This is a genomic window from Thalassotalea sp. G20_0 (assembly GCF_017744175.1).
In the GTDB taxonomy this organism is placed as follows: Bacteria; Pseudomonadota; Gammaproteobacteria; order Pseudomonadales; family Endozoicomonadaceae; genus Endozoicomonas.
In genome coordinates this window covers 1-11,225 of record NZ_JAGHQV010000047.1, presented here as the reverse complement: position 1 = coordinate 11,225, position 11,225 = coordinate 1, and the positions used below count along the sequence as shown (strand labels likewise).

Below are 11,225 nucleotides of genomic sequence, written 5' to 3'. Positions count from 1 at the left end.
TTATATCTCAGCACTTATGCTGCTGGTAATTCTAAGCTTGCCCTGGTTGGTTTGACTGATGAGGGTAATTTAAGATCAGGTTTGGCTATTAAAAGTTCAGAACCTTTGTAGCTTTTCTGAGCACTATAGTTGAGGCCAAAGTCAGAGGTTCTATGACCAGAATAAATATCTTTGATTTCTGGGACATTGTCATAAGTTATTAGCCAAGGCTGTTTAATATTGTTCACTAAGCGAGCAATATTTTCATGGTCTTTATGTTGGTAGTGATTTTGATAAAGCTCTTTGCCTTTGTTGTAGTAGGGCGGATCTAAGTATACTAGGCTTCGGTCGGGAATAGTGGGAAGAACGTGCCTGATAAAAGCACATGCATCATATTTATACAATGAGATCTGGTTCGATAGAGCCCCTATTCGCTTGATCCTATCGATAAGGTCCGGCTTGTTGTAGCGAGCATCAAGCTTCCATTTTCCTTTTTGGTCTTTCCCCCCGATTACCCCAGCTTTAATGATTCCAGATCGATTGGTGCGATTTAGAAAAAAAGTGGAAAACCCAAGCTTTAGCAAATTAATATTCGCTTCAAGCTGAATCTCTCTTTGTAAGTACCATTGTTCCATGTTTACGGGGGTTTTTTCGATTAAATGACATAGATCTTCTGTGTCATGAATCACACTGTACCAAAAGGCATGTATAGATGGGTTTAAGTCATTGATATGAATTCTGTTTACCACACCTGACAGGAGTAAAGATATGGCTATTCCTGCCCCACCGGCATACAGCTCAGCATAGTCGCCACCGATTAGATTATTTTCTTTGATAACCTGACCCATGAAAATGGAAAGTCTGCCTTTGCCGCCAGGATATCTAAGAGGAGAGTGAAATGCCATAAAACTCCGTATTGCAGGGGGGTGATCAAATAGTTCTTTATACCAATAATAGGGCGACGTGGCCATCCCTATTATTGACTAATACTATAGCTGGGGAGGGCTCAGTTCAGGTTATGTGCTGGCACACTCCCTGAAGCCAGAAAATTTGAGATGTTTTCGGGGTTGCCGGTTTCCTCAGCACAGCACACTATCAGATGTTTTGATGAAAAACGTCAACACTTATCTGGAGCTGAGCCGTTGGGGATTTTATAAACCATTGCAGGGAAGCAGAGAGCGACTGCAATGGGTTGTATCTGTAGTGCGTATGCAATACGGGGTTCTTGCTTGTGGTAAGTACTTGCCTTGTGATTCACTCACCTGTTTGCCCATAAATGATAGCCATCAATGTTTTGACACTCTACTCATTATATGAACGTGCATATGTGCTGGTGTGTATGTATATTAGTTTTGCTGTGAGGAGTATGCATTAGCAGACAAGTGTTACTTTCCAACATTCTTGAGCAGTGGTGCTCAAGTTCTGTCATGACTCCTTTGTATTAATTAGTACTCAATTAACAGTATGAGAGGCTGTATGTCTGGCATTCATCATGAATCTATCTCAAACCGAAATCCTCTAACAGCATTGATTGATGTTGACAGACATGTTGGATTTGCGATTTCTGTCAACTTTGAAGAAGCTGTAATTCTAAGTAATGACTACTGGAAGGAGATGGTTGGTGGATTGCCGATGAATAGCTTTGTCTTGGCATCAGCGTTTTATTCAGGGAATTATGCCGAAACACCAAAGATAGACCGTGAAGTATTGCTTCTTCGTGTCATGGGGCCAGCGGATATGCCCATGGATCGTACACGAATTGATGCCATGATTGATAGTTATACCAAGCGTACTCAAGTGGAGCGGGCCCGCCAGAGCGGACGTGATACCTTTGAGTTTGATGAATATGATGGGTTTGACAAGTTTACCCATACCGAACTTCAATTTGGTGCTATTCGTTGCCGTATTGTGGGATCTTTTTATCTAAAAAATAGTAATTTAATGCTTGGGGCTGATATAGAAAATTTTGCGTCAGCCTCTCACTTGAGGGCTTACAAGCCAACTTCGCAGGCTCTTACTACTATTGTTAATTTCATAGATCCAATTCGAAGAAAGCAAGCAGAAAAGAAGGCAGCAGAGCTTGGTTTTAACGAAGTTCCATCTCCCTTTAAGCTTGGCAGTGTTCGTTACACCTCAACAGATCGCATGCATAGGGGTGAAGGTGAAGCACTTGTATCTGTAGGGGTTAATCCCATAGACTTTCTTGCCCGCCGAACAGCTGTATTCGGTATGACCAGAACGGGTAAGTCAAATATGATTAAGACCCTGTCGTCTGCCGTTGGAGTCGCGGGTAAGTCCAATAATGTTAAAATTGGTCAATGTATATTTGATATAAATGGTGAGTACGCGAATGCAAACAAGCAGGATGAAGGGTCATCTATTGCCGATGTTTTTGGGGAGGATGTAGTTTGCTACCGCTCTACTAAGCCCCCACGTTCTGGGTTTCGAGATATTAGGAATAATTTTTTCCAAGAACCTCAAATTGGGTTGAGCATAATTCAGGAACAACTGCGTCAAACTAAAAATTTATCTAATGATATGCAGATCCTGGCAACTAGTATGTCTTTGGAAGAACCAGCAGCGGAAGAAGCAACAGAAAGTGATATTAATCGCTGGAAACGCCAGGTTGAAGCTTTCAAAGTCCTTCTTTACTCCGTTGGTTTTGAATCACCAAGAGCTGTAAATATATCACTAGTCCCATCACAGCCGGTAATGCGTCAAGTTTTCAGCGTTATGCATCCAAGTCTTGTCGATCAGGCAGTGAAGAAAGAAGGTAAAAACCTTAATCAGGATGAGGTTTTTGCTCTGGCACAATCACATTATGGTGATCTTTCCAAGCCATCAACCCTAAGGGCTGCAAAGGATTTTATCTTAGACGCTCGTGAAGCTGATAGGCGAATTCAGCGAGAATACGACCCTCAAAAACCAAAAACAGGGGTCTATGGTGATCGCCTTCGTAGCAGCAATAACTCAGATCCATGGTTTGATGACACACTAAAAGCTTTGGCAAACCTCATTGGGCATAAAAATGACATTGGTGGATATATCAAGTGTAAGTCTTATTTAGGGCCATTGTCAGAACTCCATAGTGTTTCAGGTAGTGGGGAGGTGGAAGCTGATATATACAATCTGTTATCTGACGGGAAGATTGTAATAATCGATTTATCTGTAGGCTCATCGGCTATAAGAGAAGCAATTTCTGAGAGAATAGCGCGAGAAATATTTATGAGGTCTATGGGGATATTTCATCAAGGACAAGCTTCTCCAAATATCGTCCTTTATGTGGAGGAAGCTCACAACCTTATTGGTCGGGATGCAAAGCCTGATGAAACCTGGCCTCGTATTGCAAAAGAAGGAGCAAAAGCTAATATTTCTCTCGTTTATGCCACACAAGAACCTTCTTCCGTTCAGCCTAACATCATGGCAAATACAGAAAACTGGATTGTTACACATCTAAACAATGATGATGAACTACGGGTTTTAGGAAAGTTTTATGACTTTGCAGACTTCAGTCTTTCGCTTAAAAGGGCGCAGGATGTGGGTTTTGCAAGAGTAAAAACATTATCGTCGCCTTATGTTGTCCCTACTCAGATAGATCTCTTCGAGCCTCAGAGGATAGTCAATAAACTTGAGTCTCTGATTTCTGGTGCTACTTCCAACAATGAGTCTTCTGGAGCTACCACTCCAACTGGTAACCTGTCGTCTGAGCTCGATCAATTACTGAGTTAATGGAACTATGCCGTTTAATAATCAAAGGGCGGATAAAACCGCCCATGCAGAGTTTATAAAAAATCCAGACTTTCAGCGGTTGGTGGATCAGAGTGATTACCTTGAGGAACCGACTCCAGAGTCTGGAACTCAACTTGCCACTGAGTATGTGTCAGTTGTTGCTGATTCTAAGCCTCTGCCTGGCTTTGTACACGCAAGTGATGGCAGTTTTTATGAGTCATCGGTGAGTCAGCGGATGCTTTCAACAAAAGTGGGCTATGTAAAAGTATCCTCACTCATGTTGGACGTTGAAAAATACTTGGAGTTAGGTAAGGAAGAGCCAACGCGCTACATAGATCCATTCAAAAAGAATGCACTTGAACAAGATGTTCGGGCTTTAGCTCTGTCGTTACCAAGTGCAAATTTAAGGTACAAAGGTTCGGATAATGTTGCGGATGGGTTCCGTCATCGGCTGTATGAGGAGTTTGTAAATTCCAAAACTAATCTTCCCAAGGCAGGGAGTTTGCTCCAGACACTATTCCGTTTGGCGAGCTGGGGAGGAGGTAAGCAAGGAATTTTATCCGATAAAAACAGGTACATATTTGTTCACCAATGCCCAAGCTGTGGAGAGCAGCCTCTAAATAACGGATTCGGACAAAAGGGTTTTGCTGTTTCCGAAGAGGATGAAGTTACAGCTTGTAGTAAGTGCGGTATGAGCATCTACCCTACAGACGCCCTAAGGCTGCATGAAACTATTACTGATCATGGCGGTTTATCTGGTGGTCTCAGTCGTATAATGAATGTGGCTGAACATTTACTGATAGGTCACACGATTCTTGATTGTCTTCTTGGCGATTACGTGTCGGCTTTATCGGATATTTGCTTCTTTATTGATGGCCCCCTTGCTTTTTTTGGTCAGCCAGCATGGTTGCACCGCCCTATGCAACGACTCATTTTTGAGACCAATGAAAAGTTGAAAAGCTTAGGGCAGTCTCCAATGATGATGATAGGGATTCAAAAGCAAGGTGTAGTTGCCGAGCACTCCCAGATGATACGTAAATATCTACCAAGAGATCACTTCCGGTTTGTAGATGATGAGTACAGAAATCGCTTTTTATCCCCGGTGAAAGATGAACAGGTCTTTGGGTATGAGACTTATTATGGGCAAGACTTGATCTATCACACCGAGAGAGGAAATGTATTTGTACTGGGTGTTCCCTACCCCTTTAAAGATAAAACTGGCTCATCTTTTAAACAGGATAAAGCGAATATAAATTTCTATCCAGATCTAGGCCGAGTATTTAAGATGGTTAAAATATTTGAGTCTGATTTATATGAAGGCTCCTTGGTACCTGTGATAATTGCTCATAGAAATGCATCTATCAGTAGGCTTCCAGGTGGAAAAGTCCTTGATATTGCAACGCGTATTGCCTTTGATCAGAAGCATAAGGATAAAGTCAAAGCTCCATAATCTATAGTTATACGGAGAGATTACTTTTAGCCGATATTAGAGTTAGCCATTGGAACTTGTAATTCATGGGCGTTATTGATCTATATTCTGGATAAACTTAAGACTGGTCAGAAATCATTCTAACCAGTTGGCCTTATGTTTGAGATGTGCTTCTTCTGCTCAAAACAGGCGGACAAAATTTTTGTCAGTATGAAACTTTATTACTTGGAATTATCTAGAATCAGTCATGCTGCCTGATTCTAGTATGAAACTTTATTTTTGAAACTTCGGATTTTGAAACCGTAGAATGCGGCTTTCAGGGGCGTTCAGTGTGATACTTTATTACTCTCCTACAAATGCTGTCGGTGGACATAATAGTTTGATAAAAAAACAGGCCGGAATTTACACAGAAGGCAGATAAACAAAGGGCTACAACAGCCAGAATTATCAAACTTTAAGGTAAATAATCAAACTATTTTGTACTCCGACAACTGCTGACACAGGGCGGAACGGAAAGAAATTAGAAAAAAAAGTGGAAAAAAAAGGACACCCACTTTTTAAAAAGTGAAGTGGAAAAAAAAGGACACCCACTTTTTAAAAAGTGAAGAAAATACGTCATCTATTCATTTTTTAAATGATAGTATTGATCGGTTTAAGAAATTCTCATTAATACCAAGCAGGAAGCGTATAAAAAGTACTCAGCAACAGCCAGATAGAAGACATTATCGAGACAATATAAGAAAGAGCAATCAGAAAATTCTGGCCACATTAAAGTAAATGAAAATGCGCTGATCAGGCAGGATAGAGATCACCACTCACAGACATACCATGAACCCAGCATTTCCCGGTGCTTTCTGCATAAACCTTTAGTGAAGCCAGCTTGCCGACTGCGCGGTGAAAACGATTATTCCTGCGCATAGTCTCCAGCTATTCATTTGGGTCAATACCCAAGCGCTCCAGGATAGGTGGTACATCGTCAGTTATACGACCACGTTTGCCTTTGCGGATAATTCGGCCAGACCAGTCAACCAGTTCAAAGTAACTACTGAGTGGGTATGGAATCGCCTGTTCAGGGTTTGGCCCTGAGCTTTTAACGGTTTCAAGTGCGCCTTCTGTTTTTTTCCGTTTGCGCTGTCGTATGACTCAATGCGTTCTTTTATAGAGGTATGTTCTGAGGTTTCCAGCGTTGTAAGACTTCTTTGGTGTCCCATTTTTTCGCTTGCTGACTATTGATATGGAGCACCACATGATAATGATTCGACATAACCGCATAAACACAGACTTCCAGGGAAAAAATCCCGGAAAGCGCTTTCAACCGATCAACCACCCACTGCCTGCGATGCTCATAGTTTTTGCCCGAGAAATTATCTTTGCCGCACAGGAAAGCCTTGCGAACGCAGCATGCCATACAGTGGTAGTAGGGCGTACTGGCCGGATCTATGAGGTTTTTTCGGGCGGTCATCATGTCATTTTTTTGGTTACTGGGTATATGTGCTTAATGCCCTTAAGAGGCTCCAGAGGAAAAATAGACAGCGTGGCCGATTAGTCAAATTTTTGGGTGTCCTTTATTCTGTCCTTTATTTTTGGTGAATGGAGCTAAAATTGTTGATGCTTGGCAATGGAGAAGAAGAGTGCAATCCTGGTTGGGACTGAACTGGTGCTGTGCAGCTGGAACCATCTCCCGGGTAAGGCGGAGGTGCTTCTGACAGGAACCAAACAGAAGTTGTAGGGTTGCAACCAATTCCCGGGTAAGGCGGAGGTTCTGCCGATGGTGGCTCCTGTTTCTGTTGCTGCATAACTGGAAGGTGGGCCAGTTCGGTGCAGGTGTTGATCTCTCGATCACTAAGCTTGATGTAATCGCATTTATCTTCGCAGGCATTTACACAAAGACACAGGGCACCAGAAAAGCAAGCGCCAACAGGCAGGCCAATGATGACACCAACTGCAGTACCGCCGATGGTGCCTACAATCTTGTGGGCTATAACACCACCAAGAGCGCCAAATCCACCGCAAGCCAACGAGGTAGTGATGCCACACCCAAAAGAATCTTGCTTAATTCGCTCACAATTAAGGGTGTAGTCACATAACCGGTAGGCCGCTGGCTGAGTTGTCACCGTTAAAGCCGTAGTAGGGGTATTCATATGCCTTATTATCCTCAGACTATTCGTTACTTCCGGCCCACAATTTTTATTAGCAATAATGCTGGCTGCGGGCAGACACAATTATCTGACTTAATTATTCTCAAAAAGTTCCTCCTGAATTACCAAAATACAAGATAATTTCCTGTGGCGAATTCAGGGGGAAAAAAGGAGGAAAAAAAAGGAAAAAAGGAAAAAAAGGACACCCACTATTTAACCCGGATATTTCATAAATAAGAGCAGGTTCCGCCCAATCACTTGATATGATTGGGTCGACCAAAAGAAAGCTTCGGAAGAAGCAAACCGGAACCTGCTATGGCGAAACATACACAAGAAACCCTTCGTTTTCACCCTGTTAATGGTAAAACTGTCAGAGCTGATTTTAACGGAGGAGAGTTGTCCTCCGATTTTGGCGCGCTGTTACTGCGTGAAATGGCCATCCGCAGTGAGCTAATTCCCCGGCTTGTCAAGGCAATCCAGGACAAACGACATCAATCCTATATTGACCATTCCATGCAGGATCTTCTGACGCAAAGAGTGCTGCAAATGGCCTGCGGTTATCAGGATGCCAATGACAGCAACCATTTGCGTAAGGACCCCATGTTCAAGTTGGCTGTCGGTCGCAGCCCTCTTAATGCCGAGACTCATCTGGCTTCAGCCCCCACATTTTCACGACTCGGGAAGGGCTTGTCCCGCAGGGATATACACAACCTGGCCTACGCCTTTGCAGAGCATTTTCTCAGCAGCTACAAAAAACCGCCCAAGCTGGCAGTCATTGATCTGGATCACACGGCCAGCCTGACCCACGGTGCTCAACAGTACAGTCTGTTTAATACCAAATACGGCAACACCTGCTACTTGCCACTGATGATTTTTGAAGGTTTGAGCGGGAAGTTGATCACAGCCATTCTTCGGCCGGGTAAAACACCTTCGGGACGGGAAAATGCCGCCATTGTTAAACGTCTTCTGGCGTTGATTCGGCAGTCCTGACCGAAAACACATCTCATCATCCGGGGAGACAGTCACTTTGCCCAACCTGAGTTGATGCACGTTGTTGAGCAGGATAAAGCGGCTGATTACGTGCTGGGTAAAGGCGCTGGGCATCCAACGGCCTTACGGCCAATGTCGGACGAAAGCATGGCAGAAGCTCGCCACTGTCTGCAAACACGTACAGCTTACGCCCGATTAAATAAATTACCGATACCTTACCGGGTGCGTCTGTATGGCGAGGCACAGTATCAGGCGAAGAGCTGGAAAGGGCTGGATACACGTGTCATATTTAAGGCTGAAGTGAACCAGATGGGTGACAACCCTCGCTTTGTAGTGACATCAATCAAGAATGCCTCGGCCCGGTGCGTTTATGAGCAGTTCTATTGTCCCAGAGGACAGGATGAAAATTACATCAAACACCTGAAAAATGATCTGTCCTGTGATCGGACATCGGATATGGGCTTTCGGGCGAATGCATTGCGTATGTACTACGCCTGTGCCGCGTATGTTCTGCATTACGAAATGAGAACCACTGTATTGAAGGATACAGAGATGCAGAGGGCTCAGCCTTCAACAGTGATCGCCAAGCTGTTCAAAATTGCCGTTAAGGTGGTGGAGTATAAAGACCGTGTTAAGTTACATCTGCCCAGCAGCAACCCAATGAAAGTGTTGCTGCAACGAGTGACAGAGGCTTTTGCTGCTATGCCAGTCCTCAAACCGGGATAAGAGACACAACTCTTAAGTGGGCAGGCGTTTTATTGAATCAGCTGAAAGAGGTTGAGGGTTCAGTGCGCCTGGTGTCAGGTAAATCGGTATGTTTTTTGACAAAAAGCCATGGCGGGACGCAATATCACCGCAGAGAAATACGGTGCTACGATCTGACAGGCTATGTTTGTTCAAAAAAAATCAATTATTCGAGCTGTAGCAGCGTTTATGAAATATCCGGGTTAAAAAGTGAAGAGAATACATCATCCATTCATTTTTTTAATGATAGTATTGATCGGTTTAATAAATTCTCATTAATACCAAGCAGGAAGCGTATAAAAAGTACTCAGCAACAGCCAGATAGAAGACATTATCGAGACAATATAAGAAAGAGCAATCAGAAAATTCTGGCCACATTGAAGTAAATGAAAATGCGCTGATCAGGTAGGATAGAGATCACCACTCACTCGGTACTGCTGGGCATATTTTTCGACACGCACCAGCTCTGCTTTGTCTGGCTGGTTCCCGGCAAGATAACGCTGAACCAGGTGCGGGCCAGAAAACAGCTGCGTCCAGCGTTGTAAGACTTCTTTGGTGTCCCTTTTTTTCGCTTGCTGACTATTTGATATGGAGCACCACAGGATAATGATTCGACATAACTGCATAAGCACAGACTTCCAAGGAAAAAATCCCAGAAAGCGCTTTCAACCGATCAACCACCCAATGCCTGCGATGCTGATAGTTTTTGCCTGAGAAATTGTCTTTGCCGCATAGGAAAGTCCTGCGAAAGAGCGTGCCAGGCAGTGGTAGTAGGGCGTGCTGGCTGGATCTATGAGGTTTTTCGGGCCGTCGTCATGTCATTTTTTTGGTTACTGGGTATATCTACTTAATGTCCTTAAGAGGCTCCAGAGAAAAATAGACATTGTGGCCGATTAGTCAAATTTTTGAGTGTCCCTTATTATAATCCCTTTGCGAAACTCTCAAGCGGCGCTTCTTCAGGTATTCCCTATGGTACTCTCTCTGGCGCTGAACGTAAGCGGGATCTTTGCGGCGCTCGATGAGCCGCCTTCTTCTACGTTCAGCGTATGCGGGATCTTTGTGCAACTCATTTCGGCGCTGTTTTTCACGCTCTATGTAAGCAGGATTTTTGCGAAGCTCCCTTTGGCGTATCTTTCTGCTCTCCCGCCTGGCAGGATCTTTGAGACGCTCCCTTTGTCGCTCCCTCTCGCGCTCTGCGAAAGCGGGATCATTCTTATAGCGCTCCCTTCGTCTCTTTGCCGAATCAGGGTCATTCTGGTATCGCTTCCTTTGGTATGTCCTATGGCGCTCTGCGTAATCGGGATCATTCCGGTAACGCTTCCTTTGGGATACCCTTCGGCGCTCTAAGTGATCGGAATGATTCTGATAGCAATTTTGGTACTCAACTGCTGAGGTGTTGCCATTCAGTACTTCTTCTACCTGCCGCGTTTGATGATCACTTGTCGTTTGGTTATGGTTTTGCCAGCTAGCTACCCCAACTTGCCTTGAATTTTGTTGATTAGAAAGTATCGCATGAAGATTAGCTAACAGACCATCCGGGTCCCACTCTGGTATGGGCTCGTTGACCTCAGGCTCGCTCTCCACTAACCATTCATTCTGAATAAAGTGGATGTCTGGTATTGATGATAGTGAATTATCCAAGAGGGTAGTGTCAGAATGATAAGATGAATATTCATCCAGCCTTGGCAGTAGTATCTGAGAGATATTAATTTCATCAGGGGCTTCCTGATCGCTACTGGTCACAGATGCAATATTGTATTCATTCAATGAACTAAAAGGACCAGGGGTATTGTTGTGCCTGTCTGATTGACTATGGTAAACATGAAAGGGATCGTCCAGTGCCTGAACAGATATGCCTTGGTACGTCGGCTGCTGTTCATTTCTCATAGTTTGGTGCTTTTGTTCTTGTGAGCTTGAATGAAACCCGACAAAAGCAACATTGAATTGAGTTGATTTAATAGAGCGTTCCATTGAATTATTAAACTATTGAATTCCAGCCTAAGACTTTTTCTAATCATATAAGTTTCACCCATAAATACTCTGTTCAATAATTATTTTAACCATGCATCATTATTTGTTATGGCTATTAGTACTAATTTATGACTGTTATAGGTAACACTGCCTGCAAGCATAGCTGGTGTCATGCAACCTGAAAAAACCTTTCACCAATTCAGGCGTCTTTTGTAGCGATCGCATCTTACTACGAACAAAACCTA

General features: G+C 43.6%; 7 protein-coding genes and 1 pseudogene. 3 read left to right on the top strand and 5 right to left on the bottom strand.

Annotation, left to right across the window (positions count from 1 at the left end):
- Nucleotides 1–14: 14 nt before the first annotated feature.
- The gene (locus tag J7438_RS20680; protein WP_209278043.1) at nucleotides 15–884 is read right to left on the bottom strand and encodes a DNA adenine methylase; all 870 of its coding nucleotides are present in this window, start codon (nucleotides 882–884) and stop codon (nucleotides 15–17) included.
- 571 nt (nucleotides 885–1,455) lie between these two features.
- Between J7438_RS20680 and J7438_RS20675 the strand changes: the two genes are divergently transcribed.
- Both J7438_RS20675 and J7438_RS20670 read left to right on the top strand, forming a co-directional pair.
- The gene (locus J7438_RS20675; RefSeq protein ID WP_209278042.1) at nucleotides 1,456–3,708 is read left to right on the top strand and encodes a helicase HerA domain-containing protein; all 2,253 of its coding nucleotides are present in this window, start codon (nucleotides 1,456–1,458) and stop codon (nucleotides 3,706–3,708) included.
- A 7-nt stretch (nucleotides 3,709–3,715) separates the two neighbouring features.
- Nucleotides 3,716–5,158, top strand: coding sequence for a hypothetical protein (locus tag J7438_RS20670; RefSeq protein ID WP_209278041.1), 1,443 nt, complete (start codon nucleotides 3,716–3,718; stop codon nucleotides 5,156–5,158).
- Nucleotides 5,159–6,293: 1,135 nt separating this feature from the next.
- Here the strand turns inward: J7438_RS20670 and J7438_RS20665 are convergent.
- Both J7438_RS20665 and J7438_RS20660 read right to left on the bottom strand, forming a co-directional pair.
- Nucleotides 6,294–6,602: a hypothetical protein gene (locus J7438_RS20665; protein WP_209278040.1), complete on the bottom strand. Its 309-nt coding sequence runs from the start codon at nucleotides 6,600–6,602 to the stop codon at nucleotides 6,294–6,296.
- Nucleotides 6,603–6,714: 112 nt separating this feature from the next.
- The gene (locus J7438_RS20660) at nucleotides 6,715–7,278 is read right to left on the bottom strand and encodes a hypothetical protein (RefSeq protein WP_209278039.1); all 564 of its coding nucleotides are present in this window, start codon (nucleotides 7,276–7,278) and stop codon (nucleotides 6,715–6,717) included.
- Nucleotides 7,279–7,590: 312 nt separating this feature from the next.
- Between J7438_RS20660 and J7438_RS20655 the strand changes: the two are divergent.
- Nucleotides 7,591–8,991 (top strand): annotated as a pseudogene (locus tag J7438_RS20655) (IS1380 family transposase).
- Nucleotides 8,992–9,410: 419 nt separating this feature from the next.
- On the opposite strand, the gene J7438_RS20650 reads toward J7438_RS20655, so the two are convergent.
- Nucleotides 9,411–9,635, bottom strand: coding sequence for a hypothetical protein (locus J7438_RS20650; protein WP_209278038.1), 225 nt, complete (start codon nucleotides 9,633–9,635; stop codon nucleotides 9,411–9,413).
- 271 nt (nucleotides 9,636–9,906) lie between these two features.
- On the bottom strand, nucleotides 9,907–10,896 hold the full coding sequence (locus tag J7438_RS20645) for a hypothetical protein (protein ID WP_209278037.1): 990 nt from the start codon (nucleotides 10,894–10,896) through the stop codon (nucleotides 9,907–9,909).
- Between the last annotated feature and the right edge of the window lie 329 nt (nucleotides 10,897–11,225).